The organism is Streptomyces sp. ME19-01-6 (assembly GCF_033793745.1).
In the GTDB taxonomy this organism is placed as follows: Bacteria; Actinomycetota; Actinomycetes; order Streptomycetales; family Streptomycetaceae; genus Streptomyces.
Genome location: NZ_JARAXF010000002.1, coordinates 336248 through 359177 on the forward strand (window position 1 = coordinate 336248; position 22930 = coordinate 359177).

Below are 22930 nucleotides of genomic sequence, written 5' to 3' on the forward strand. Positions count from 1 at the left end.
GCAAGGGGTTGGGCATAATCAGGAAACCTGAAACGCACGGAAGCGGAGGACCAGGTGACGCGCGCAGCGGAAACCGGCAGTGACCCCACCCCCACCAGCGCGGCGGAAGTACCGCGCCCCTCGCTGCTGTACGCCGTCAAACAGGTCGAGCTCGCGGCGCGCTCGCACATCGAGGAACTGGTCAAGCCCGCCGGGATCACCGCCCTGCAGTACACCGCGCTCACCGTGCTCCGCCGCCGCGACGGGCTGAGCTCGGCGCAGCTGGCCCGCAACTCCTTCGTCACCGCGCAGTCGATGGCGGACATGGTCACCGCCCTGGAGAAGCGGGGCCTGATCGTCCGCCGCCGCGACCCGCGCAACCGCCGGGTGCTCCTGATCAGCCTCACCAACGCGGGCCGCGAGCTGCTCGCCGCCCTCGACGAGGCGGTCGAGGCGCTGGAGGAGCGCATGCTCTCCGGCCTGACCCACCGGCAGCGCAACGACCTGGAGGACTACCTCAACCGCTGCCGAGCCGCCCTGTCCGACCGCCCGCCGCACTGATGCCGCACAGCCCCGAGGCCCATCCTTCCGTCAGGCGGAAGGGGTGTTGCCAGGGGATGACGCCGGTCCCGATGGTGTTGTCACACCGCACCCTCCAACGACGGACGGGACCTGTCATGACCGAATTCGCCAGGAACCAGTGGTACGTCGCCGCCTACGGCCATGAGGTGGGGCGCGAGCTGCTCGGCCGCACCATCCTCAACGAGCCGGTCGTCTTCTACCGCACGGAGGAGACCGGCGAGGTCGTGGCCCTCGCGGACCGCTGTGTGCACCGCCGCTACCCGCTGTCGGCCGCCCCGAGCCGGCTCGACGGCGACAACCTGGTGTGCGGCTACCACGGCTTCACCTACGGCACCTCCGGCACCTGTGTGTACGTGCCCGGCCAGAAGCGCATCCCGCGCACCGCACGGATCAGCTCCTACCCGGTGGTGGAGCAGGACTCGTTCGTGTGGGTGTGGATCGGCGCCCCGGACCTCGCCGACGCCGCCGCCATCCCCCGGGCCCCACACATGGCCGACCCGCGCTGGAAGACCGTCTCCGGCATGGAGCCGATCGACTGCGACTACGGACTGCTGGTCGACAACCTGCTCGACCTGTCCCACGAGACATACCTGCACGGCGGCTACATCGGCACCCCCGAGGTCGCCGAGACCCCGATCAGCACCGAGGTCGACGAGGGCGCCGGCATCGTACGGGTCAGCCGCCACATGGACGACGCGGCCTGCCCGCCGTTCTACTCCCGGTCCACCGGCATCGAGGGCCGCATCACCCGCTGGCAGGACATCGAATACCACGCCCCGTGCCTGTATCTGCTGCACAGTCGGATCGCCCCGGTCGGCGTGCTACCCCACGCCGACGGCACCGACCCGGACGCCTTCCACGTCGAGGTGACGTACGCGATCACGCCGTCCACCGACAAGCACGTGTACGACTTCTGGGCGGTCTCCCGGGACTTCGCCCAGGACGACGACGAGGTCACCGCCTTCCTGCACGACAACAACCACACGGTCGTCATGCAGGACGTCACCGCCCTCAACCTGCTGCAGCAGGCCCTGGACCAGGAGTCGGCCGGCTACCAGGAGCTGAGCATCAACATCGACACCGGCGGTCTGGCCGCCCGCCGCATCCTGGCCCGGCTCGCCGCCGGGGGCGGCCGGCCCGCCCCGGCCGCCCCCGCCGCCACCCCGGCCGCCACGCGATGAGCGGCTCCCCCACCGCCGAGGTCTACCGCATCGACTGGGCCCCGGGCACCGACACCCTGCACGGCATATGCCACTGCGGCGCCGAGCACACCGCGCAGGACCCGGTCGAGATGTGGGAGTGGATGCTGTCCCACCCACAGGGCCACGAGCGCAAGGAGTCCCGGTGAACAGCCCCGAGTACGAGAGCCGCCTCGTCATCGGCCACCGCGTCGACGAGGCGGCGGGCGTCATCTCCCTGACGCTCCGCCACCCGGACGGCGAGGAGCTGCCGACGTGGGAGCCCGGCGCCCACATCGACCTCCTGCTGGAGGACGGGCTGGTCCGGCAGTACTCGCTGTGCGGCGACCCGGGCGACCGCGGCGCCTGGCAGATCGCGGTGCTCCGCGAACCCGCCGGGCGCGGCGGGTCCGCGTACGTCCACGACCAGCTGACCGAGGGCACGTCCGTACGGGTCCGGGGGCCGCGCAACAACTTCGCGCTGGTCCCGGCCGACCGCTACCTGTTCGTGGCGGGCGGCATCGGCATCACCCCGATCCTTCCGATGGTCGCCGCCGCCGAGGCGGCGGGCACCGGATGGACACTGCTGTACGGCGGGCGCAGCCGCACGTCGATGGCGTTCGCCGACCGGCTCACCGCCTCCTACGGGGACCGGGTGCGCGTCACACCTGAGGACGAGTACGGGCTGCTGGACCTGGCCTCCCACCTCGCCGCACCTTCCCCCGGCACCCTGGTCTACTGCTGCGGTCCGGAGCCGCTGCTCAAGGCGGTGGAGGAGCGGTGTGCCGACAGCTGGCCCGCCGGGGCGCTGCGCGTCGAGCGGTTCAAGGCGAAGGAGATCGACGCCGACGCCCCCTCCGGCTCGTTCGACGTGGTGCTCCAGCAGTCCGGGCTGACGGTGACCGTCCCGCCGGACCGCAGCATCCTGCGGGCGGTGGAGGAGGCCGGGGTGCAGGTCCTCTACTCCTGCGCCGAGGGCACCTGCGGCACGTGCGAGACGGACATCATCGAGGGCGAGGCGGCCCACCGCGACTCGGTTCTGACGCCGCAGGAGCAGGCCGCGAACGAGACCATGATGATCTGCGTATCGCGGTGCGCGGGAGGCCGGTTGGTGCTGGACCTCTGACACCGCGGCGCGCGCCTCTGCCGCCATGGAGGGGTGCAACTGCCGGCCTCGGGGCCGAGCTCGTGCCTGGCGTCGCCTGCCTGGCGTCGCCTGCCTGGCGTCGCCTGCCTGGCGTCGCCCGTCGGCCAGAACGGGGGATGGTCACTGCTCCAGGGGAGAGCCTCCGGTCGTCCAGCGTCAAAAGCTCGCCTTCCGCGGAGCCGAATCGGGCCTTGCGGCCATCGGGACACGCCAGACCTTTCCCGGTCCGTCCCTGGTCGGCGTACAGCTCGCACAGCACACCGACGACCCAGTCCTCATCGCTGCCGGGCGAGAAGCTCCGCAAGCAACACCGCCGTATTCGGTGAATCGTCCCAAGCGAGCGCCCGGTAGGTTTCGATCGCACCCGCCGCGTCCCCACATTGCTCCAGGCGCTCTGCGAGACAACGGGCGGCGTCCCCGAGGGGCTCGGTCGCCGCGTACTCCCGCAGCTCCGCGATCCGGTCATGCCGGGCCAGCAAATCGGCCAGGTGGTCACGGCCGTTGACGGATGTGACCTCTCGCGTGCGCAGGAGGGCGATCGCCTCGTCGACCCGTCCCTGCCGCGACGCGCGCGGCCAGGAGCGCGGCGACCTCGTCGTTCCCGGCCCAGAACGGCGCTCACCTCGACCAGCACATCGGCGAGGAGCGGGCCCGGCGGCCAAGTTCAGCAGCGTCCACGAGGACGCACCCCAGCCCGGTACCGACGGCTGTCCCGGTGACCGTGGCCGAGCGGTTCGCAACCCTCGCGGCCCGGCTTGGCCTGGACTGTGAGGGGCTCGATACCCGAGCGGGTCGAGAACATCCAGCGCACCATCGAAGAGGCCGAGGAGATGATCCGGCGCTGCCGGCACGACCGCCCGGTGCTGTGAGAAACCGCAGCCCTGGCGAGCGGTATCCAGGCTTTGAGGGCCGCTTTTGGTCATCCCTTCAGCTGCTGCTTGCCAAGCCCAGGTCGATGGCGTCGGCGTGTTCCCTCAGCCAGGCGATCTCACGGTGCAGCCAGGACCCGGGGCCGGCCACGCGTCCGGCACGTTCATGCATGGCGCGCTCGGCCTCGACCCGGGCAACGATGCGCCCGCCGAAGCCCCGACGGTACTCGTCCTCGAGCCCGTACACGTCGAGGAAGGTGCGCAAGAGGGCCAGCTGGTGGTCGAGATGGCCGGTGATCTCGGCGCCGAGCAGCCACAGCCAGGCGGCGTAGGCGAGGTCACGCGCGCGGGGGCCGGGGGCGGCCTGGTCGAAGTCGAAGGCGGAGGCGGGAAGGCCGTCGACGAAGGCCACGTTGAGCGGGGAGAAATCGTTGTGGCACACCGTCTCCGCGCCATCCGCGATCGGCGTGCCGGCGGTCGCGTCGTGCAGCCGGCGCAGCAGCTGCGCCGCGGCGGTGATCTGGGCGGGCGACCAGTCACGGGCCCGGAAGGCGGTCACGACTTCACCGTGCTGGAAGCTGAGGACCTCCCGGCCCTTGGCATCGGTCCCGAGCAGCCTCGGCGCGGCGTCGGAGCCGACGTCCTCCAGATGCCGGAGCAGCCGGTGCACAAACGGCGAGTGCGGCCCGACCGGCCGCCGCACCGTGTCCCCGACACGGACCACTCCCTTCGTGATCCGGCCCCCGGTCAACAGAATCTCCTCCTCCTGCTCCATGCGCGTCAGCATAGGCACCCCGGCGGCCCGCCCCGCGGGGCGACCGGCACGCGTCCTTCGAGACGCTGAAGGGCCACGACGGGCGCGGGGTGCATCCCGAGGTCGCCGACGAACTCGTGGCCAAGGGCCGCGCTCAAGCCCTGCGGGGCGAGGTCAAAGCCGCAGTGGCCACCTTCGAGGTGGCGTCGGTCAAGGGCTCGGAGGCCGGCGCCTACCTGAGAGTCATCCTGGGCGCGTGCCCTCACCGTCAGCCGACCCGCCGGGCCAACACCTGTCCGGGCCATGCCTCGGACAGGAAACGATCGGTGGGAGTGAAACCGTTGCGCTCGTAGAACGCGACCAGTTCGCCCCCGCCGCCTGCCCAGCAGTCGACCCGCAGCAGCTCCACGCCGGCCCGCCGGGTCTCCTCGACGGCATGGGCCAGCAGCGCCGCCCCGATGCCACGACCGGCGTGCCGTCGGTCGGAGACCAGCAGCCGGACGTACCGCTCAGGTTCCTCGGCCGGCGCGATCGGCATCTGGGGGCTGGGCCCGGAGTCCAGCACCAGGGCCCCGACAGGTGTTCCGCCCAACTCCGCGATGTATGGGGCGTTCTCGGTCATGTACCGCTCGACCCGCGCTACCCCGCCGCGCTTCTGCGAATACGGTGTCGTGCCCCATTGTTCGGTGTTGCCGCGATCGTTCATCCAGACCACCGCGGAGTCGAGCATGTCCAGCACGGCTGGTGTGTCGGCCAGGTTGCCCGGTCTGATCCGTATGCCATATGTGGTGTCGTTCACGGCGGAAGCTTAGACAGCGTCGGGCGGATCACGGGCGTAGTAACGGCTCCAGCCGCTCCCACTTCTCATCCCTCTCTGATCCGCCAGCCGGTAGCCGCTGGCCATCTCGCCGCGCTACCGAGCGGCTTCGATCACGGTGCCGAAGTTCGCCTCCGCGCCCCCCGCAGCCTCCCGAACACCCTCCGCAGCCCAAACCGCCACGAGTCACGACCAGACTGGTGATCATCCCTGAACGCCATGAGGGTGTCGCCCACACCCCCTCGGGGTCAATCAGGCGAGGAGATCTCTCGATCACCACTCGAAAGCGTGGTCGTCGGTCCGGGCTGGAAGGTGAACACCGGCCCTGGTGATGTCGACCCTCGTGCTGGGCGCCGATGGCAGGGTCCTGTGGGACCAGCTCGACACCGCCGCCAAGGAGGGAGGGCCATGTTCGGGATGCTGTCCGTGCTCGCCGAACTCCCCGGGGGGCCGGTGCCGGGCGTCAGTGGTCAGCTCGTGCCGACGTCCGTGGTCTTGATGAAGCGGCGGTCGGTCTTCGACGGGCCGTCCTCCGTTCCGCGCAGGATCCAGTAGCCGGCGTCCTTGCGGGGCTTCTTGAAGCCGAACGTGCCGATGAGCAGCTCGTCGCGGCCATCGGTGTCGAGGTCGGCCAGGTACAGGTCCCACCCGAAGTAGTCACGGTCCCCCGGGCTCCGGGGGGAGCCGCCGAGGCCGATCGCGTACCGGTCGATCGTTACCGCACGGGCCGCGCTGAGCCCGCCCTTGCCGCCGAACACCACCATCACCTGGCCGACCCGGTCGTCGTCGCCACGGGACTGGGTTGCGGTGTCGTCGTAGCCGTCGCCGTTGATATCGCCGACCGCGACATCGAGGCCCACCTTCAGCGTCCCGAGTCCGCCGGCGCGCGCCTTGCCCCGGCCAGGTCCCTTGCTGCTCCCGTAGACGGCAACGGCCCGATCGTGGCCCTGGCCCCTGGCGAGGAGGTCCTGCTTGTCATCGCCGTCGAAGTCCCCGGAGGCAACAGGGATGGAGCCGGCCGTGCCCGTGATGCCGGGTACGGACCCGGCGGGCTTCAGTCCTTTGGCCGTTCCCCGGTAGAACGTGGCGTCGGTGACGCCTTCGGGCAGGCCCTCCTCGATGCGCGCGTCCTCCTCGTCGTACTCGCCCTTCGTCACCACATCGTCCCGGCCGTCGCCATCGAAATCGCCGACGACCGTGTGGGCCACCGACACCTTGCCCTGGTAGCCCACGTCGGTGGTCGAGGTGGTGCGGGGCACCGCGCCGTCGCGGCGGAGCGGGCCGTACAGGACGGTGGCGGGCTGCGGCTCCGTGGCGGACTCGCTGAAGGAAGGCGTCGCGAGGGTCAGCAGGTCCAGGGCGCCATCGCCGTCGAAGTCCCCGCAGGCGGTGGCCCCGAGGACGCCGGCGGGCAGTTTGGTGTCGCCCCTGGGGCCGTCGGGGCCACCCCAGACGATGCGCTGATCGGGCGCGTACTTCCCGCTGGAATCAGGCACCACGTCGCCTGCCACGACGTCGGCGTAGCCGTCGTCGTCCAGATCTCCGGTGAACTGAGTCGACTGGTCGTGCCCGACCGGCCCGCTGCTGATCCTCTGGTCCACCCTGGGCAAGCGCTCCGGGAGGCGGAATGCCGTGCCCGGCTCCGGCCCACCGGGCGCGGCGAGAGCGACGAAACGCTTGCGGTGCCACTCCACCCCAAGTTTCGGGAAGACCCTGTACCAGCCATTGACGACCACGTCAGCGTGCCCGTCACCATTGACATCGTCCCGGTTGACCGCGCCGCCCTTCCGCTTCGAGGCGGGATGCGAAGCAGAATGGGACGATGGCGCCGCCTTCCCGTCCTCGCCCGAGCAGGCCGTGAACAGCTGCGTGGCTGCACAGAGGCAGACCAGAGCAGCAAGGTGGCGGGGGCGACGGTGCATGGCGCAAGTCTGCGAGACACAGCTCACAAACCCGTAACGGCCGGGTCAGAGCCGGATTGCGATCGTGATCTTGATTAAGCTTTCGGACGCCCCTTGGACTTCGCCGGCACACACAGCCACGCGATGCCTGCGGCGGTCAGGTACGCCACCGCGCCGATGGCCATGCTGGTGCGCAGCCCGGTGTTGTAGTCGGTGGCTGTGGCGAGCAGGCTGCCGCCGAGCGCGACGCCGGTGGCGCTGCCGATCTGGCGGGTGGTGTTGAACAGGGCGGAGGCGGCCCCTGAGTACGCCGGGGGTGCCGCACCCATCACGGTGGCGGCCCCGCCGGTGAGGGCGAAGGAGGTACCGAATCCCGCGGCCATCATCGGGGCTACCAGCAGCGGGTAGGCGGGGTCGGATCCCGCCGCGGCCCAGCCCGCCAGCCCCAGTCCGGCCAGGAGCATGCCGGAGATCACCAGTGGACGATCGCCGGTGCGGCGGGTCAGCCGCCCGGACAGGGCGGAGGCGAACATGGTCATCGCCACCGCCGGGAACAGCGCCAGCCCGGTGCCGAGGGCGCTGAAGCCGCGCTGGTGCTGGAATTCCAGGCTGGCGGTGAACACCATGCCGTAGAAGCCGAAGTTGAACAGCAGGCCGATGGCGGCTCCGCCGCTCATCGCACGAGAGCGCAGCAGGCTCAGCGGGAGGGCAGGAGAGCGGGCCAGCCGCTCGCGCACCGCGAACGCCGTGGCGGCGCTCGCGCACCGCGAACGCCGTGGCGGCCAGCATGGCCAGGCCCACCCCGGCGAGTACCGCCGGATCGGACCAGCCCCGCCGCCCGGCCTCGTTGAGCGCCGCGGTCAGCAGCGCCACCGCCGCCACGACCGCGCACTGCGCCGGCCAGTCCAGGGCCCGGTCGGCGCGCCGGGGCGAGCGTGCCAGGTGCCGCAGCGTCAGGGCACGATCAGCGCCGCGCCGAGCCCTTCCACCAGCCGGGCCGCAACCAGGAAGGGGGCGCGCGGGCGTGAACACCGCCACGCCCGAGCAGAAGATCCGACGGTTGCCCAGCCGGTCGCCCAGCGCGCCACCGGTCAGCAGAAACCCAGCGAAGACCAGGGTGTACCCATCGGTGATCCACTGGATGCCGGTGAGCGAGGCCGACAGTTCCCGGCCGATCACCGGAACGGCGACGTTGATGACCGTCACATCCAGGATCACCATGAAGTACCCGGCGCACACCGCCAGCAGCGGCGCCCAGGACTGTCCCTCGGGCTGCGGGGCCGACTCGGGAGAGGGCATGGGCTCACCGCCACCGGCCGACTGCGCGAACGCCACGGCCCCAACTCCATCCCGTCCACGGAGGCGCTACACGAAACGCCACATTAATGGACATATGCCCCGCGTCGCAGGAGTCAGGCTGCTCATACGGACCTGGTGTTGGATCAGGGCCATGGCGGGGCGCCTCAGGGCTGCGACATCACGCCGGATCGCCCAGTGAGACGTCGGAGCGGTTGGCGGTTGGCTGAGGGGCGTGGAGCCGCGCCACCGACAGTTGCCCCACGCCCCTCAGCGGAACGCGGCGGGGCAGGTAGCGCGGGCGGCTTCCGGCAGGGTGCGGGTGATCCGGTCACGCATTGGGCGTACCTCCTTGCCTTGGTAGGCGTCGGCGATCTGCCCTGCTCGCCGGGGGACGAGGAGCAGGAGGTGGTCGCCGGAGGCGTATGCCTCAGCGGGGTCCGCGATGGTGGGATCGGCAAGGTCGAACCGTGCCGTGCTGGGCCCCGTGCCGGGCTTGAACCATCGGTCCACGGACACGGTCACCTGTAACCGATCCTGGCCGGCCGGGCGCACCGAGGTGAGGTCGCCTTCCACGATCGCGGTCGCGCAGGCCAGCGCCTCCGGGAAGGTCTGCCCTCGGTCCATGGCTCCGGAACCGGTCTCGGACCCGCTGTCGGCGGCGATGGCCACCGCCATGGCGATGGCCGCGGCGCAGGCGGCCGCCGCAACGGCGGATGCTGCCCGGATACGCCGCCGCGGGCGCGGCGGGTGAGCCGCGGTGGCCGCACGGGGCGGCGGCGTGGGGGCCGCGGCGGGGCCGGGGCGACCGGCCTCTTCCCCGGTCAGCGCGAGCGCCCGCCGCAGCCGGGCCTGCTCAGTCTCGGCCGGTTCGGCCACCGTGGACCACCTCCGTCTCGTGGAGCCGGGTGCGCAGCGCGGCCAGGGCCGTGTGCGGGCGGCTTTTCACCGTACCTTCGGGGGATGGTGGCCGACACCCCCCGCGCGACTCGTTGTACGCCAGGGCGTCGAGCCGGCTCGGTGACCCGCCCGCCAGGAGGCCGCACCGATGTCACGTCGGCCCGATGACCTTCCTGCGCATGTGCCCGTAGACCACCGACGTCCGTACGTCGGCGAGCTCCGGACGCTTCGTCAGCTTGTCCAGGACCACCGCGTGCAGATGGTCGGTGTCGCGGACGGCGACGTGCACCAGGAAGTCGTCGTTTCCGGTGAGGACGAAGATCGAGATCACCTCGGGCATCCGCTCGAGGAAGGCCTGGAACGCCTCGATCACCGCACGCGTCGGCGGGCGGACCCTCACGGCGATCACAGCCTGCAGCCCGCGGCCGATCGCCGCGAGGTCGGCCTCCGCGTGAAACCCGGTCAGGATGCCGCGCTGGCGTAGCGATCGGATCCGCTCCAGGCAGGTGGACGGGGCGATACCGAGTGCCTGGGCCATGTCCCGGTTGGTGCGCCGACCGTTCTCCTGGAGCATTCGCACCAACGCCGAATCTAGTTCGTCCACGCTTGCCTCACCCTGCAGGATTCCGAAGGTAATTCGGATTTTACGCATCACCTTCGATGGTCTTGTTAGCCTCCCCCCTCGTTGGCTGACGTTCGTTCGGCCACGAAGTGTTCGGCGGTAGTGCGGAGAGAGGCGACTTCGGATGCGTGAACGAGGCCCCGGCATAGGGGCGGTGTGCGCGGTTGTGGCGGCCTCGCTGTTCTGGAGCAGTTCATACGCGGTGACCAAGCAGGTGCTGGAGGATGTCGGCCCGCTCAGCATCGGCGCCATCAGGTTCACCCTCGCGGCCTTGCTCCTCTGCGTGATGGTAAGGCTGAACCGGCTCCGCCCGGCCCGGCCGGACGCGCGGCAGCGGCGGCTGCTCTACGTGAGCGGATTCCTCGGCATCACCGTCTACTTCGTGCTGGAGAACATCGGCGTCGATCTGTCCACGGCGTCCGACGCGTCACTGATCGTGGCCACGTACCCGCTGATGACGATGCTGCTGGAACTGATGGTCTTCCGTACCCGGATGCCGCTGCTGCGTGTGACCGGCGTGCTGCTGGCCGCCGTCGGCGCCTTCCTCGTCGTACGCAACGGAGCCCAGGTCGGCGGAAGTGCGCGGTGGATGGGAGACATCCTGCTGCTGTTCGGTGGGTTGGCCTGGGCCGGCTACAACGTGCTCGGCAAGCGCGCGAGTGCCGGCCAGAACGCCGTGAGCGTCACCTACTACCAGACCCTGGCGGGTGCGGCCGGATTCCTCCTTGCCTCCCTGCTGGAGATCGGCGACTGGCGGATGCCGGGCGCGACCGCCTCGTCGCTGCTGGTCTACCTGGCCGTGGCGTGCTCGGTCGGCGGCTTCCTGCTCTACAACTACGGCCTGCGCAGGATGACGTCGAGCGTCGCTGTGAACATCCTCAACCTGGTCCCGGTCTTCGGTGTCATCGGGGCCGTCGTGATCAATGGGGAGTCGATCCGGCCGGCTCAGGCGACGGGCGGCGTCATCATCATCGTCGGGGTGGCGCTGGGCATGATCGAGCGGGGGCAGGGAGCTACGGCGAAGCCGGGCGCGGGGGAAAGCGGGCCTTCCGGGACCGCGACCGCACATGCCGCGGCAGAGGCCGGGCCTGTGCCGGACGAGTCCGAAGTCGCTGTACCGACCCCCAGGGCGTAGTCGACGGAGCCACGTGGAAGCCGGCGGCGCTGAAACACAGCAGCCGTGTCCGCTCGGCGTACCAGCGGCCGCGGCCATGGTCTTCTTGTCGAACCCGTCGGCGGGTTTGTCCGAGCCGCCCATACCGCGCAGGTCGACGGCGATGACACGGAAGTGCTGGTCAGCGAGGGCATGACCTTGTGGAACCGCCACCGCGTCTGCGGCCACCCGCCCAACAGCAGCAGCGGACCGCCGTCGCCGCCCGCCTCGTCATGCAGGCGAACCCCGTCGACCTCGGCGTGGCAGCTGACGAAGCCGCCCTCCAGCGAACGTGCCGGCTCGGCGTCGGACACTGCGCCAGGCACAACGCCCTCCCCCTGGTCATGCACGAATGCACGAATGCACGAATGCATCCGACCCGCGGGCAGATGACGCTCGAGAATGTGTTGGCCGCACCCGGACATCCGGTGCTGATGAAGATCGTCCGCGCACCCGCCTCGGGGCAGGAAACTTACTGCGGCGCTATCGAGACCGGCGCTCCGAAGTCCACCCTGCCCCACCGCCGGAGGGTCCTACGCGAAAGCGGTGTCTTCCGCCTGCGCCACGAAGGTCACAGAAATTACCGCATTTGCGCGCCGGTGATCTCGAAGCGCGCTTTCCCGGACTCTTCACTCTCGTCTGCCAAGACTTGAAAAACCACTTCCGCCGCGCCGGGTAGGTTACCGCTCGAAATTTTCCTGGCTTTCGCGCCACTCGCGCCGCGAACTTGATGCCTTCCGCGACCGCCTCGACGGCGGCCTGGTCGGAGGTGCCTCCGTCGCCGCGCCCGCCGGTACGAACCCCTCACCGTGCCGTGGGATCGGCTCCTTCGAACACCTCGCGGTTTCGGACGATCTCCACCTGGTGTTCCTGCACCCAGCGCACGACATGCGCGACGGTGTCGCTGAGCGATCGGCCCAGCGGGGTGAGCTCGTATTCGACTCGAGGCGGCACTTCGGCGTAGGCCGTTCGCGTGATCAGGCCGTCGCGGGTGAGTGATGTAATCCGAAAGTGCGCGCAGACGCTGCTTCTCCTGCACCACCAGGCAAGATCAGCCCGATTTGCAGGCTTTTCAAACGCCTTCAAGCCTTCGACACCGGTGCCCCAATGATGACCTGTTTGCGAGATTCGCCGAGCGCCGCATCCCCGGTGTTCTGCCACCGGAAATTCCAAAAATGGCAACGGAGTTGAACCCGTATCGAGCGATTGTTGTAATCTCTTCCTTCTCATCTGACCGCCCTGTCGCTGAGAGGAACACGCGTGGGTTTACTCCCCGGAGCCAGACCCCCGTCCGTCCGCGCCGCGGGGAAGGCACGTGCCGTCCTCTACATCGTCCACAACCGGGTTTCCCTGCAGACGCTGCGCCGGGTGCACCGGCTCCTGGCAGGCGACGGCCGCCTGTCCTTCGCCGCGACGCTCGCCCCGGACCACTTCGGGCGGGGCTGCGAGGCGGAGGTGGGCCGCTGGGGCCTGCCCCTGGTGCCGTTCGAGGCCGCGACCGCCGAGCCGTGGGATCTGGCGATCTTCGCCAACCACGGCGGAGCCCACCTGTTCACCCGGGCCGGGGCCCGGGTGTTCGTCCCGCACGGGGTGGGCGCGGGCAAGCAGGTCATGGGCCAGGACTTCACCTACGGCCCAGATTTCGTCCTGCGCTCGGGAGAGCCGATCTACACCGCCATGTTCGAAGCGAGCGAGGAAGGGCGGGAGCGGGCCGAAGACACCACCCCTCGGCTCGCCGGGCGGATACGGGTCGTCGGTGACCTGGAGACCGACGAGTTCCTCGCCATCCTTGCGCGCCGCGCCACCGCCCGCGCCCTGCTGGGTGCCGGCCCCGAGGACCTCCTGGTTCTGCTCTCGGCTACCTGGGGCGATGCCGGAATGCTCGCTTGGCACGGTCCCGGCCTGCTGAAGAGCGCCCGTCGGCTGCCCGGGCACGTCCGGGTCGTTCTCAAGCCACACCCCCACAACTGGGACCAGCGCGGACGCCCCCGTCCCCACCTCGCCCGCGCCCTCGCCGCGGCCCCGGAGACGGTCTGCCTGGTCCCGCAGTGGCAGTCCTGGATGGGCGCGTACGCCGCCGCCGACCTGGCGGTGTACGACTTCGGCTCACTCGCCCTGCGCTTCGCCCTGCGGCCCAGGCCGATGGTCGCCGTTCCCGCCGGACCGAGTGCCGTCACCCCCGGCTCCCCGATGGACGCGCTGCGCGCCATGACGCCCGTGCTGGCCGAGCCCTCGCTGCCGCAGGCGCTCGAACTCGCCCTGGAGACAGGGGTGCCGCCGGGACTTGCCGACCTCGCGCCCCAGTTCGTCAGCCACCCCGGTCAGGCCGCGCCCCGCACCCGCGGCGCGCTGTACGAGCTGCTCGACCTGGCCGTACCGGGTCCGCAGGAGGGAGAAGGGGAGGAGGGGGCGACGAAAGAAAGGGAGCTGGAGGCGAGCGGATGAGGGCCGTCGTCGCAGGCATCGCCAACCAGCAGACCCGGCTGCCGGTGAACGGCTTCCCCCACCCTTACAGCCCCGCGCGTCACCTGCCCGGCCGGATCGAGGACGCGGTCGGCGGGGTGGGCTTCAACGTCGCCGCGGCCCTCGCGCAGCTGGGGGCCGCCGTCGACCTCGTCGCCCCGTTGGCCGACGACGCGCCAGGGCAGGCGGTGCTGGCCGCAGCACGCCGCCTGGGCGTCGGCACCGGCCTGTGCACCCGGTCCCTGGAGCGCACCCCGCGGTCCGTCATCCTCGTGGACGCCGCGGGCCGTCGCCAGGTCAACACCGACCTCGGCGGGGCCCTGGCCGTCTCCTTCGACCCAGCCGCGTTCCGCGCCACCGCCGCTGGGGCGGACGTGTGCGTCCTGGGCAACCTCGACTTCTCCCGCCCACTGCTGCCCGCCGCCCGGGGGCTGGGTGTGCCGGTGGTGGTGGATTTGCAGGATGTACGCGGCCCTGACAACCCCTACGATCAGGATTTCCTCGCCGCCGACACCCTGGTCATGAGCCACGAGCGCCTCTCGGGCCAGGACCTGCCCGGCTTCCTGCGTGCGCTGCGCTCCCGCTCCCGCGCCTTACTGCTCGTCCTCACCCTCGGTGCCGACGGCAGCCTCGCCCTTACGCCCGACGACACCGACTGCTGGCGCACCCCGGCCATGGACGTCGGCCCGGTTCCCGACACCACCGGGGCGGGCGACGCCTTCACCGCCGCCCTCACCCATGCGCTCCACGGCCTGCGCCTGCCCGCCCGGCAAGCCGTCCGCGCCGCCACCGCCTACGCGGCCTCCCACCTCACCCGCGACGAGCCGCAGCGATGACGGGGCTGCGTGTGCTGGTGGCGGCCCAGGCGGTGTCGCTGGCCGGCTCGGGGATCAACGCGGCAGCGGTGGCCTACCTGGTGACGGTCCGCTCCGGTGTCCCCGCCCTCGGCCTGGTGCAGGGAATCCCGCTGGCCGCCACCGTCGCGTGCGCCCCGTGGATCGGCGTCCTGGTGGACCGCCACGACGCCCGCCGTGCCCTGATCGCCTCCTCGACAGTGCTGGCGGCCCTCACCGCCCTCATGCTCCACTACGGAGCCTGGTGGTACGCCCTGATCCTGGCCGTCCGCACCCCGTGGGAGGTCGCCCTCTCCGGGGCCCTGACCCGCCTCCTGCCGGCCGCCGCCGCCCGCGCCGCCGTGCCCGTGGCCAAGGCTGGCGGGACGATGTCGCTCACCGGCCGGCTGGCCACCGCCGCCGGAGTCGCCGCCGGCCCCTTCCTCGCCGAGACGCTGGGACCGGCCGTCTTTGTGGCCGACGCGGCCACCTTCGCCGTCACCGCCGTCGCCTTCCGCAGGCTGCGCCTGCCGGCCCCGGCCACCGCCCTGCGCACCGGATCCAGCGTGGCCCGCCAGTTCCGCGAGGGCCTGCGCTACCTGCACGGGCGGCCGCTGGCCCTCTACACGGCCGCGCTGTACACCGTCGCGGGCATCGCCTGGGGGGCCAAGGACACCCTCTACGTCGCCTACGTCGACGAACGCCTGGGCCTGCCGGCACACGTGTGGGCCGGCCCGTACGGGGCCGCGGCCCTCGCCGGGGAGACCGCCGCCGCGGCCCTCATCGCCTCCGGCCGCCTGGGCCGGCCCGAGCGCATTCCCGCCGTGGCCACCGGCGCGGTGCTGCTGCTGGGCGGCTGCCTGCTGACGGCCGCCGCGACGACTTCGCCGCCGGTGGCCTTCGCCGCCAAGGTGCTGGAGGGAGCGGCGACGAACGTGGTCGGAGTGCTGGCCGTGACCTTCGTGTCACTGCTGGCGGCCGAGCGCATGCGCGGCCGGATGAAGACCCTGCTGACCACGGCCAACCGCGTCTCCCTGGGCGGGGCGAAGGGGGCGCTGCCGCCCCTGGCCGGGGTGCTGGGCGTCCACAGCGCCTACGCCACGGCAGGGGCGCTGGTCCTGGCCGGTGCCGCGCTGGCCGCGCTCCTCCTGCGCCGCCGCCCCGCCCCACCCTGAGCCGTCAGCCGGGAAGCCGCCCCGGGCCGCCCCGGCCGCGGCCCTTCGCTCCGCCATCTCTGGCGGCGAACCAGCCCTTTACTGCTCGCCGACCGGGGGTTGACGGGGGAGGAATTCGGCGAACGCCGCCGACTGCTTCGGGTCCTTATACTCCTGCCGCCCGCTGCGCGCCCAGTCCTCCAGCCACTCAAGCCACCCGGCGCAGCGCAACTCGGCCACCACCACCCGGCCCCGGATGACTCCAGCTCGGCCAGCTCGGCCGGGCCCCGGGCAAACGATCGGCGGCTCCGTCACTCCGAGCCGTAATACAGCCGCAGGAACTCCTCCATCGCCGCGTCGACGCCGGCGCGGTCACCGGTGGCGAGCAGGTCGAGCAACAGACCGCGGACGGTGGCAAGTCCCAGCCTGGCGCGATTCCGGGCCACGGCAGGGTCCGCCCCTGCGCCGATCTCGGCGGCCACGAGCGGCTCCAGCCAGTCCGTCACAAGCCCTTCGAGGACCGGGACGGCCTCGGGGCGGCCCCGCAGAGCGTGCCCGCAGACTTCGAAGAAGAGCCGCTCCTGACCGGCCAGCCGAGGATCCGTCAGCTGCTGCCACAGCATCCGCGCGACTTCGGCAGGCGCGAGGCCGGGCTCCAGGCGGAGCCGGGACAGCAGATCGCGCTGGCGCCGCTCCGACGTCCTGACGATCTCGATGAGCAGCTGTTCCTTGGAACCGAAGTAATGGATCAGCATGCGGTGACTGACGCCGATCGCGGCGCCCAGGCGGCGCAGGCTCAGATCCGCGATGCCGTGCGCCGCGACGTGGTCGGCAGCCGCGTCCAGCAGTTGTGTGCGCCGGTCGCCCTCCGTGCCGTGCCCGGCCTCGCCCTCGTCCTCGTCCTCGGGATGCGAGTCGCCCGTATTCACCTTCACCACATCGCGAGTGTACCAACTGGTACATGAGCATGTACCGTGTGGTACATGAAGTCTGTCACCGTGTCGATCGACGTACCGCAGACACCCGAGCAGGTCTACGACTTCCTCGATGTCATGGCTCACCACGAGCGATTCACCAACCACTACCTGACCGACTGGCGCTACAGCGGCCCCGGCCACGGCATCGGGTCGCGCGCCACGGTCACCGCCGCGCTGGGCGGCACGAAGACCGACGTCACCATCGAGGTCGTCGAGGCCGACGCACCGCGGCGCATCGTCGAACGCAACGTCAGCGCGGCCGGCCGACGCCTGGCCCACGGCACCTACGCCATCGAACCGCTACGAACCGGCGGGAGCCACATCTCGTTCACGTACACCTGGGTACGCGCCCCTCTCGCCGACCGCCTGCTGGCACCCGTCGTCCGGGTCACGATGCGGCGCGCCAACCGCACGGTCATGCGACGTCTGGCCACCGAGTTGGCTCGCCACGTGTCCACCGCCGATTCCTGACAGCCCCAAAATAGTAGCCATATACACAGTAGCCATGTACTGTATTCGCCATGAGTTCAGCAGCTGAGAGCGCCACGGCGGGGTTTCTGGTCTGGCGCTTGTCGACGAAGTGGCGGGTAGCCGTCGACCGGGCGGTCGCGCCGCTGGGCCTGACCCATGCCCAGTACGCGTTGATGGCGTCGCTGTACGGCATGCGGCGCTCCGGACTGCGGCCCAGCCAGCGTCAGCTCGCCGACCACACAGGGCTCGAACCACTGTACGTCTCCAAGCTCGCCCGCGCCCTGGAGGGCGCCGGACTCATCGCCCGCGCCCGGGACCCGAACGACCCGCGCGCCATGCAACTGTCACTCACCGAGCAAGGGCGCGACGTCACCCGCCGCGCGATCGAGGTGATCCAGGGGCTACTGGACCAGTTGCTGGAGCCGCTCGGGGGGCAGGACAGCGCGCGCACACGGCAGTTCACCCGCGAGCTGGCGACCTTGCTCGACGCACCTCTTGATCCACACACCGAGAACGAGAAGGAGCAGTCATGACCACCACCGCACCCACGGTCAATGGCCGGGCCATCGCCTTGGCGCACTATGCCGGGCGCGCTCTCCTGGAGGGCGTGCTGACCCGCCGCGGCGCTACGTTCCACCAGAGCGTGACGCTCCGGGCCGTCGTGGTCGCGGGCGATTCCATCGGTCGCGACGAGCTCGTCGCCGACGTCACCGGCTCGCTGAAGACGGACGAGTCGGTCGTTCGCGGCGTAATCGAGGAGCTGGCGGCCGCGAAGCTGCTGGAAGAGGACCCGGCGGAGGCGTCCCGGATGCGGCTCACGGACGCCGGACGGGAGCTGTACGAGAGCACCGTCGCTGAGACCGCCGAGATCTCCGCCCGGCTGTACGCCGGCATTCCGGCCGAGGACCTGGCGATCGGGGGCCGCGTGTTGGCACTGGTCACGGAGCGGGCAAACGCTGAGTTGGCCGGCGCCTGAGGCTGCAGCTGGGTCGTGAAGGGGCGGAAATGGCGTGCTGCGACGACGCTCTGTTGCTACGCTCGGGCGCATGATCACGCTTTCGCCTCAGCACAGGATGATGCCCCGCCGACGGGGCTGCTGAGAACGGACGCGTACCGAATCCGAGGCCCCGGGACGGGGCCTCGGATGGTGTGCGATCAGGCCTCGCTACCCGGTAGGAGGACCGATGACCGCACGACGCCGCTACATCACCACGACCATTCCCTACGTCAACGCCCGCCCGCACCTGGGCTTCGCCCTGGAGCTCGTCCAGGCGGACACGTTGGCCCGTCACCACCGCCACCGAGGCGAGCAGGTCCGGCTGCTCAGCGGAACCGACGACAACTCCCTGAAGAACGTCCTGGCCGCCGAAGCGGCCGGCGTCGACGTGCAGTCGTTCGTCGACCGCAACGCCGACGCGTTCGCCGCCTTGCGCGGTCCACTGGCGCTCTCACTCGACGACTTCATCCGCACCAGCAGCGATCCGCGTCACCGCGTCGGAGTCGAACGGCTGTGGCGCCAGTGCGCCGCGTCCGGCGACCTCTACCGCAAAGAGTACGAAGGCCTGTACTGCGTCGGCTGCGAGCAGTTCTACACCCCTGGCGAACTGGTCGATGGACGGTGTCGCGAGCACGGCACCCAACCGCAGCTCGTCGCGGAGGAGAACTGGTTCTTCCGGCTGTCCCGCTACGCCGACCGCCTCCATCAGCTGATCTCGAGCGGCGACCTGCGCATCGAGCCCTTCGCCCGCCGCAACGAGGTCCTCGCTCTCGTCGAAGGCGGCCTGCACGACTTCTCCGTCTCCCGCTCCCACAGCCGCGCCCGCGGGTGGGGAATCCCCGTGCCGGACGACCCGGGCCAGGTCGTCTACGTGTGGTGGGACGCGCTCGGCAACTACGTCACCAGCCTCGGATACGGCACCGATGACACCGCGTACGCCCAGTGGTGGGCAACCAGCGAGCGCCGCGTCCACCTGGTCGGCAAGGGAGTCGTGCGCTTTCACGCCGTGTACTGGCCGGCCATGCTCCTGTCAGCCGGACTCCCGCTGCCCACCGACATCCTGGTCCACGACTACCTCACCGTCGACGGCCGCAAGATCAGCAAGTCCGCCGGAACCACCGTCGACCCGACCGCACTGGCCGCGGCCTACGGCACCGACGCGGTGCGCTGGTGGCTCCTGCGCGACGTGCCCCGGGTCGGGGACGCGGACTTCACTCCCGACCGCCTGACCGCCCGCGCGGATGCGGACTTCGCCAAAGGACTGGGCAACCTCGTCCACCGCATCGTCACCATGGTCCACCGGTTTCGCGGCGGAACCATCCCCACCGCCGCCCCCGAGCCTTCCAGTGTGCCGACGCTGGTGGACGTCTACCGGAAAACTCCCGGCCTCGTCGATGCCGGGCTGGCCGACTTCGACTTCCGGCGCGCCACCCGCGCCGTCTGGAACATCGTGGAGGAAGCCAACCGATACGTTGACGCCACCCGGCCCTGGGAACTGGCCCGAGCAGAGCGGCAGGGCGACAGCGAAGCGGCGCGGCGTCTCGACACCGCCCTCGGCACACTGGTCACCGCATGCCACGTGCTGGCCGACGAACTACGCCCCTTCATCCCCGATGCCGCCGCGCGCATCACCGGACAGCTGACACCGGTCGAGGGCCGTCTGCCCGCAGCACAGCCGCTCTTCCCTCGCCTTCAGGAGGACACGGAGAACACGGAGGAGACGCAGCCGGCGTGACATCCGGTGCTCCATGAACCCGGTCGCCCACCTCTCGATCTCCGCGCGGCGATCACGAACGTGCCTGTCACGCGTGCGTCATGGCACGCAACCGCTCATGGCCGCGTGCCGTTCCCGAACCCCGTCCACCGCAAATCGGCCGGCAGGTGGCCCATGTCGTTGTACAGCAGCACCGTCGGCGCCATGCCGTCGCGGTACTCGATCGCCGTCAGTGCCGTGTTCCCACAGTTCAGCCCCAGCCATCGCACCGGTGGCGCGTCGAGTGCGTGCCGGAGCAGCCAGGCCACCTGATAGGCATGGGTGACCAGGACCTCGTGAGTCTCGGATTCGGCGGGGCGCGCGAACCTGCCGGTGAGGGCATCGGCAAGGCGTGCTCCCGCCGCGGCCTCTTCGGCGTCGTACCCGTCGAAGAACGCCGCCCACGCCGGTGGCGCGTCGTCCGGTACGCGCGGTACGTGATCGACCGGCTCGGCCGCTTCCCGCACGGTGGCGTGCGGAAGGTGCCTGCCGATGATCCGCGCGGACCGCACCGCCCTGGGTAGAGGGGAATGCCATACCGCGTCGATCGGAAGCGCGGCCAGGCGCCGCCCGAGCAGCTCCGACTGCCGCTGCCCGACATCGGTCAGCTCGCCGAACGGGTCCGCCGCTCCGTGCCGTACCACGTACACGTGTCGCGTCGGCATCGCCGATCTCCTTTCAGTTCGCCTTGTCGTCAGGTGCCAGAGGACCGCAGTGCGGCATGGGCCGCTTCGAGCCGCTGGGATTCGTCGCGTTCGGAGTGGTCCCCCGCGATGTCGTCGGCCCATGCGAGCAGTCGGTAAAGGTGCTCCTCGGCCGCGTTCGCCACGACGCGGGGACTGCCGAGGGCGACCTCGCCACTGGTCCCGTCGATGGTGATGAGGCTGCCGTCGCCGATGGTGCGCCCGCCGGCCGTCACGGTGCCGTGGCCGACATCGACGCTCAGGTCGGCGACGCCCACGACCGCGGGCTTTCCCATGGCTCGTGCGATGACCGCGGCGTGGCTGGCCGGCCCGCCACGGGCGGTGACGATTCCCGTGGCTGCGGCGAGGCCGTGCATGTCATGGGGAGAGGTCTCCGGCCGCACCAGGATGACCGGGGCGCCTTTTGCCATGCGTACCGCTCGGTCCGGCGTGGTCGCCACCTGGCCGACCGCGACACCGGGGCAGGCGCCGAGGCCCCGGGCGAGGATGTCGGCCTCCTCGGATGACGCTATGCGTGGCGTGCGGACATGCCGCAGATGTCTCGGCGAGACCCTGAGCAGCGCTTCGTGCCGTTCGATGACCCGCTCGTCAGCGAGTTCGGTGGCCACGCGCACCGCGGCACCTCCGACGAACCGGCCGGGTCGGACCTGCAGGAGCCACAGCTCGCCGGCCTGGAACGTGAACTCGACGTAGCAGGCGTCGCGGTAGTGTCCTTCGACCCGGCTCAGGGCGTCGAGGAGCTCCGCCCACACCGCCGGCTCCCGCTCGGCGAGTTCGCGCAGCGGCCGGATCATCGATCGGCCGGAGACGACGTCTTCTCCTTGGTGTCCGAACAGGACGTCGCCGAATGGGCGGTTCTCGCCGGTGTTGGGATCGCGGCTGAACGCGACTCCGGTGCCGCTGTGGTCGTCGCGGTTCCCGAACACCATCATCTGGACGATCACGGCCGTTCCGAGGTCGTGCGGGATGTCGTGCAACGCGCGGTAGGTTCGTGCGCGTGGTGCGTCCCAGGACGAGAACACGGCCTCGACCGCCCACGTCAACTGGCGGGTGGCGTCATCAGGGATCGGCTGTCCGCACTGATCTCGAACGAAGTCCTCGACCGCCTTCATCGCATCGGTGAGGCGCGCCTCCTCGTCCCTGGTTCCTCGCCCGGGAGTTCCTCCGTGGACGGCTCCCACGACGCCCGCGTCCGCGTTCGTGACCGCGTTCGTGACCGCGTTCGTAACCGCGGAGGCGAAGCTCGACAGGAAGCGCAGCCGCGAGTTCAGGGCGAACGGCCGGTCGCCCGTCTCGACGGCAAGGCCCGCCGTGGCTTCGGTCGTAAGGCCAAGGTTGAGGATCGTGCTCATCATGCCGGGCATCGACACGCCGGCCCCGGAGCGCACGGAGACCGCCAGCGGCCTCCTCGGTCCGCCGAAGGCGCGCCCGGTGGAGAGTTCGAGGGCGGCGATGGCCGTCGCGAGCTCGTCGTCGAGTCCGTCAGGCAGACGTCCTTCCCGTAGGAAGGCACGGCATGCCTCCGTGGTGACGACGAACCCGGCCGGCACCGGCAACCCGAGACGGTGCAGGAGGACCAGGCCGAGTGCCTTGCCACCCAGCGTGTCCGCCGCCTCCTCGACCTGGGCGGAGATCGCGCGAATCCATCTCATCGCCGCATCCCGAGGGTGGCGAGCAGGTCTTCGTGCAGCTCCGCCCATATGGTGTGGTACGAGGCGGTGCTGTCGGTCACGTACTCCAGCGCGCCGGAGGCGGCGCGATCGAGGGCTCCGGCGAGGCGGTCGCGGTAACGACCGAATCGCGGCAGTGCCGCGGACAGCTCGGCGCAGACAGGGGCGGCGCGCCGGTCGAGATCGGCGAATCGGTCGAGGACCCGGGAGTCGTAGGCAGGGTCGCTGTGGTCGTTGGCGTTCACGACGCCGTCGACGGTTCGGAGTTGCCATGCCGTGCAGAGGTCGAGCAGCTCCGGGTTGAGAACGAGAAACCGGTCGAATGCCGCCTCAATGGCTCCGCGGGCGTTGGCCGACTTGAGTTCGTCGGTGATTCGCTCGGCGTCCGCGGCGCGGCCGACGTCCGTGAGCAGCCAGAAGGGCATGTCGCCTGACATCCGCGTGACGAGGCCCTCGGCCCCGAGATCGATGAGCTCGGACTCGACGTTGGGCTCGTCGAGTCCCGTGACCGCGTGGAGGCGGGCGAGGCTGGCGGCGCCGGCGCAACGCAGGGCGTGCAGCACCAGCAGGTTGGTGTCCGTCGCGGGAGTTTCGGACCAGGTCATGTCATGTCCCCTGGGTTGCGGTTCGGTCGCGGGAAGGCTGTCAGTGACTCGCGGCGCGAATCTCTTGTGTACGGACTGCTTCGACACGCCCAGGACTGTCGCGAT

General features: G+C 70.7%; 24 protein-coding genes and 1 pseudogene. 13 read left to right on the forward strand and 12 right to left on the reverse strand.

Annotation, left to right across the window (positions count from 1 at the left end; genetic code table 11):
- Window positions 1-123 precede the first annotated feature (123 nt).
- From PV419_RS05190 to PV419_RS05205, 4 genes are all read left to right on the forward strand, one after another.
- A complete protein-coding gene (locus PV419_RS05190; RefSeq protein ID WP_319686737.1) occupies window positions 124-540 on the forward strand; it encodes a MarR family winged helix-turn-helix transcriptional regulator in 417 nt (138 codons plus the stop codon).
- Between the two features lie 116 nt (window positions 541-656).
- A complete protein-coding gene (locus tag PV419_RS05195; protein WP_319686457.1) occupies window positions 657-1742 on the forward strand; it encodes an aromatic ring-hydroxylating dioxygenase subunit alpha in 1086 nt (361 codons plus the stop codon).
- A complete protein-coding gene (locus tag PV419_RS05200; protein ID WP_319686458.1) occupies window positions 1739-1909 on the forward strand; it encodes a hypothetical protein in 171 nt (56 codons plus the stop codon). Before PV419_RS05195 ends, PV419_RS05200 begins: the two co-directional genes overlap by 4 nt.
- The gene (locus tag PV419_RS05205; protein ID WP_319686459.1) at window positions 1906-2865 is read left to right on the forward strand and encodes a PDR/VanB family oxidoreductase; all 960 of its coding nucleotides are present in this window, start codon (window positions 1906-1908) and stop codon (window positions 2863-2865) included. Before PV419_RS05200 ends, PV419_RS05205 begins: the two co-directional genes overlap by 4 nt.
- Before the next feature lie 948 nt (window positions 2866-3813).
- On the opposite strand, the gene PV419_RS05210 is transcribed toward PV419_RS05205, so the two are convergent.
- The 7 genes and pseudogenes from PV419_RS05210 to PV419_RS05240 all read right to left on the reverse strand — a co-directional run bounded on the left by PV419_RS05210 (window position 3814) and on the right by PV419_RS05240 (window position 10027).
- Complete coding sequence (locus PV419_RS05210) at window positions 3814-4530, reverse strand: phosphotransferase (protein WP_319686460.1); 717 nt, start codon at window positions 4528-4530, stop codon at window positions 3814-3816.
- Window positions 4531-4777: 247 nt separating this feature from the next.
- Window positions 4778-5308 carry a GNAT family N-acetyltransferase gene (locus tag PV419_RS05215; RefSeq protein ID WP_319686461.1) on the reverse strand — a complete coding sequence of 177 codons (531 nt, stop codon included), beginning with the start codon at window positions 5306-5308 and terminating at the stop codon, window positions 4778-4780.
- Between the two features lie 488 nt (window positions 5309-5796).
- On the reverse strand, window positions 5797-7248 hold the full coding sequence (locus PV419_RS05220) for a VCBS repeat-containing protein (RefSeq protein WP_319686462.1): 1452 nt from the start codon (window positions 7246-7248) through the stop codon (window positions 5797-5799).
- 74 nt (window positions 7249-7322) lie between these two features.
- Entirely contained in the window at window positions 7323-7964 is a 642-nt protein-coding gene (locus PV419_RS05225) for an MFS transporter (RefSeq protein WP_319686463.1), read from the reverse strand.
- A 343-nt stretch (window positions 7965-8307) separates the two neighbouring features.
- Window positions 8308-8526: pseudogene (locus PV419_RS05230) on the reverse strand (MFS transporter); the annotation flags it as partial.
- A gap of 267 nt (window positions 8527-8793) precedes the next feature.
- Entirely contained in the window at window positions 8794-9402 is a 609-nt protein-coding gene (locus PV419_RS05235) for a hypothetical protein (RefSeq protein ID WP_319686464.1), read from the reverse strand.
- A 172-nt stretch (window positions 9403-9574) separates the two neighbouring features.
- Window positions 9575-10027 (reverse strand): Lrp/AsnC family transcriptional regulator, encoded by a 453-nt coding sequence (locus PV419_RS05240; RefSeq protein ID WP_319686465.1) that lies wholly within the window; start codon window positions 10025-10027, stop codon window positions 9575-9577.
- A 142-nt stretch (window positions 10028-10169) separates the two neighbouring features.
- On the opposite strand from PV419_RS05240, the gene PV419_RS05245 reads away from it, so the two are divergent.
- Together PV419_RS05245 and PV419_RS05250 are read left to right on the forward strand one after the other, a co-directional pair.
- Window positions 10170-11180 carry a DMT family transporter gene (locus PV419_RS05245; protein ID WP_319686466.1) on the forward strand — a complete coding sequence of 337 codons (1011 nt, stop codon included), beginning with the start codon at window positions 10170-10172 and terminating at the stop codon, window positions 11178-11180.
- Window positions 11181-11587: 407 nt separating this feature from the next.
- Complete coding sequence (locus tag PV419_RS05250; RefSeq protein ID WP_319686467.1) at window positions 11588-11851, forward strand: transcriptional regulator; 264 nt, start codon at window positions 11588-11590, stop codon at window positions 11849-11851.
- 151 nt (window positions 11852-12002) lie between these two features.
- Here the strand turns inward: PV419_RS05250 and PV419_RS05255 are convergent, their stop codons facing one another.
- Window positions 12003-12428, reverse strand: coding sequence for a helix-turn-helix domain-containing protein (locus PV419_RS05255; RefSeq protein WP_319686468.1), 426 nt, complete (start codon window positions 12426-12428; stop codon window positions 12003-12005).
- Between the two features lie 30 nt (window positions 12429-12458).
- Between PV419_RS05255 and PV419_RS05260 the strand changes: the two genes are divergently transcribed.
- From PV419_RS05260 to PV419_RS05270, 3 genes are read left to right on the forward strand one after another with little or no spacing between them, the layout of a single operon-like run.
- Window positions 12459-13643: a hypothetical protein gene (locus tag PV419_RS05260; RefSeq protein WP_319686469.1), complete on the forward strand. Its 1185-nt coding sequence runs from the start codon at window positions 12459-12461 to the stop codon at window positions 13641-13643.
- On the forward strand, window positions 13640-14497 hold the full coding sequence (locus PV419_RS05265; protein ID WP_319686470.1) for a carbohydrate kinase family protein: 858 nt from the start codon (window positions 13640-13642) through the stop codon (window positions 14495-14497). Before PV419_RS05260 ends, PV419_RS05265 begins: the two co-directional genes overlap by 4 nt.
- Complete coding sequence (locus PV419_RS05270; protein WP_319686471.1) at window positions 14494-15669, forward strand: MFS transporter; 1176 nt, start codon at window positions 14494-14496, stop codon at window positions 15667-15669. The genes PV419_RS05265 and PV419_RS05270 overlap by 4 nt, the downstream gene beginning before the upstream one ends.
- A gap of 290 nt (window positions 15670-15959) precedes the next feature.
- Here the strand turns inward: PV419_RS05270 and PV419_RS05275 are convergent, their stop codons facing one another.
- Window positions 15960-16586, reverse strand: coding sequence for a TetR/AcrR family transcriptional regulator (locus tag PV419_RS05275; protein WP_319686472.1), 627 nt, complete (start codon window positions 16584-16586; stop codon window positions 15960-15962).
- A 45-nt stretch (window positions 16587-16631) separates the two neighbouring features.
- On the opposite strand from PV419_RS05275, the gene PV419_RS05280 reads away from it, so the two are divergent.
- The 4 genes from PV419_RS05280 to PV419_RS05295 all read left to right on the forward strand — a co-directional run bounded on the left by PV419_RS05280 (window position 16632) and on the right by PV419_RS05295 (window position 19828).
- Entirely contained in the window at window positions 16632-17096 is a 465-nt protein-coding gene (locus PV419_RS05280; protein ID WP_319686473.1) for an SRPBCC family protein, read from the forward strand.
- A gap of 50 nt (window positions 17097-17146) precedes the next feature.
- On the forward strand, window positions 17147-17629 hold the full coding sequence (locus PV419_RS05285; protein WP_319686474.1) for a MarR family winged helix-turn-helix transcriptional regulator: 483 nt from the start codon (window positions 17147-17149) through the stop codon (window positions 17627-17629).
- Window positions 17626-18072: a MarR family transcriptional regulator gene (locus PV419_RS05290; RefSeq protein ID WP_319686475.1), complete on the forward strand. Its 447-nt coding sequence runs from the start codon at window positions 17626-17628 to the stop codon at window positions 18070-18072. Before PV419_RS05285 ends, PV419_RS05290 begins: the two co-directional genes overlap by 4 nt.
- Window positions 18073-18280: 208 nt before the next feature.
- Window positions 18281-19828 (forward strand): methionine--tRNA ligase, encoded by a 1548-nt coding sequence (locus PV419_RS05295; RefSeq protein ID WP_319686476.1) that lies wholly within the window; start codon window positions 18281-18283, stop codon window positions 19826-19828.
- Window positions 19829-19923: 95 nt separating this feature from the next.
- Here the strand turns inward: PV419_RS05295 and PV419_RS05300 are convergent, their stop codons facing one another.
- The 3 genes from PV419_RS05300 to PV419_RS05310 are packed head-to-tail and all read right to left on the reverse strand — an operon-like array spanning window position 19924 to window position 22825.
- Window positions 19924-20511: a histidine phosphatase family protein gene (locus PV419_RS05300; RefSeq protein WP_319686477.1), complete on the reverse strand. Its 588-nt coding sequence runs from the start codon at window positions 20509-20511 to the stop codon at window positions 19924-19926.
- Window positions 20512-20540: 29 nt separating this feature from the next.
- Window positions 20541-22202, reverse strand: a complete 1662-nt coding sequence (locus tag PV419_RS05305) for a pyruvate, phosphate dikinase (protein WP_319686478.1) — start codon at window positions 22200-22202, stop codon at window positions 20541-20543.
- The gene (locus PV419_RS05310; RefSeq protein WP_319686479.1) at window positions 22199-22825 is read right to left on the reverse strand and encodes a transcriptional regulator; all 627 of its coding nucleotides are present in this window, start codon (window positions 22823-22825) and stop codon (window positions 22199-22201) included. The genes PV419_RS05305 and PV419_RS05310 overlap by 4 nt, the downstream gene beginning before the upstream one ends.
- Window positions 22826-22930: the final 105 nt, after the last annotated feature.

Excerpts from the sequence above, each read along its gene's own strand:
- PV419_RS05305 (WP_319686478.1), bottom strand. The coding sequence starts at position 22,202 with ATGAGATGGATTCGCGCGATCTCCGCCCAGGTCGAGGAGGCGGCGGAC.
- PV419_RS05200 (WP_319686458.1), top strand. The coding sequence starts at position 1,739 with ATGAGCGGCTCCCCCACCGCCGAGGTCTACCGCATCGACTGGGCCCCG.
- PV419_RS05220 (WP_319686462.1), bottom strand. The coding sequence starts at position 7,248 with ATGCACCGTCGCCCCCGCCACCTTGCTGCTCTGGTCTGCCTCTGTGCA.
- PV419_RS05280 (WP_319686473.1), top strand. The coding sequence starts at position 16,632 with ATGAAGTCTGTCACCGTGTCGATCGACGTACCGCAGACACCCGAGCAG.
- PV419_RS05265 (WP_319686470.1), top strand. The coding sequence starts at position 13,640 with ATGAGGGCCGTCGTCGCAGGCATCGCCAACCAGCAGACCCGGCTGCCG.
- PV419_RS05250 (WP_319686467.1), top strand. The coding sequence starts at position 11,588 with ATGACGCTCGAGAATGTGTTGGCCGCACCCGGACATCCGGTGCTGATG.
- PV419_RS05255 (WP_319686468.1), bottom strand. The coding sequence starts at position 12,428 with ATGAGAAGGAAGAGATTACAACAATCGCTCGATACGGGTTCAACTCCG.
- PV419_RS05295 (WP_319686476.1), top strand. The coding sequence starts at position 18,281 with ATGACCGCACGACGCCGCTACATCACCACGACCATTCCCTACGTCAAC.
- PV419_RS05285 (WP_319686474.1), top strand. The coding sequence starts at position 17,147 with ATGAGTTCAGCAGCTGAGAGCGCCACGGCGGGGTTTCTGGTCTGGCGC.
- PV419_RS05290 (WP_319686475.1), top strand. The coding sequence starts at position 17,626 with ATGACCACCACCGCACCCACGGTCAATGGCCGGGCCATCGCCTTGGCG.
- PV419_RS05300 (WP_319686477.1), bottom strand. The coding sequence starts at position 20,511 with ATGCCGACGCGACACGTGTACGTGGTACGGCACGGAGCGGCGGACCCG.
- PV419_RS05270 (WP_319686471.1), top strand. The coding sequence starts at position 14,494 with ATGACGGGGCTGCGTGTGCTGGTGGCGGCCCAGGCGGTGTCGCTGGCC.
- PV419_RS05210 (WP_319686460.1), bottom strand. The coding sequence starts at position 4,530 with ATGGAGCAGGAGGAGGAGATTCTGTTGACCGGGGGCCGGATCACGAAG.
- PV419_RS05195 (WP_319686457.1), top strand. The coding sequence starts at position 657 with ATGACCGAATTCGCCAGGAACCAGTGGTACGTCGCCGCCTACGGCCAT.
- PV419_RS05245 (WP_319686466.1), top strand. The coding sequence starts at position 10,170 with ATGCGTGAACGAGGCCCCGGCATAGGGGCGGTGTGCGCGGTTGTGGCG.
- PV419_RS05310 (WP_319686479.1), bottom strand. The coding sequence starts at position 22,825 with ATGACCTGGTCCGAAACTCCCGCGACGGACACCAACCTGCTGGTGCTG.